This window comes from Mesorhizobium sp. BHbdii (assembly GCF_053848045.1).
In genome coordinates this window covers 1-519 of the sequence record NZ_JBSPKX010000130.1, presented here as the reverse complement: position 1 = coordinate 519, position 519 = coordinate 1, and the positions used below count along the sequence as shown (strand labels likewise).

At 59.5% G+C, this 519-nt stretch carries 1 protein-coding gene; it reads right to left on the bottom strand.

The window, feature by feature from the left end:
- The coding region (locus ACWTU8_RS32225; protein WP_455851302.1) for a carbohydrate ABC transporter permease at positions 1 to 519 on the bottom strand (519 nt) is incomplete at both ends.

The window sequence follows — 519 nt, the reverse complement described above, 5'->3', positions numbered from 1 at the left end:
CGGATAGGTGTCGGGGCGCGTGTAGACGACGCCGAACAGGAAGTCGTTCCAGATGCCCGTCACCTGCAGGATGACGGCGACGACGAAGATCGGCAGCGACATCGGCAGCATGATGCGCAGATAGATGCCCCAGAAGCCCGCGCCGTCGACACGCGCCGCCCGGAACAATTCCTCCGGCATGGAGGTGAAATAGTTGCGGAACAAAAGCGTCAGGATCGGCATGCCGAAAATGGAATGGACGATCACCAGACCGGTCAGGCTGCCATAGAGGCCGATCTCGCGCAGGATGATGACAATCGGATAGATCATTACCTGATAGGGGATGAAGGCACCGACGATCAGGATGATGAAGAATGTGTCGGCGCCCTTGAAGCGCCAGTTGGCCAACGCGTAGCCGTTTACGGACGCGATCGCGATCGACAGGATCACCGAAGGTACGGTGATACGAACGGAGTTCCAGAAGCCGCGCGAAAGTCCGTCGCAATTGAGGCCGGTGCAGGCCGTCGACCACGCCTTGAC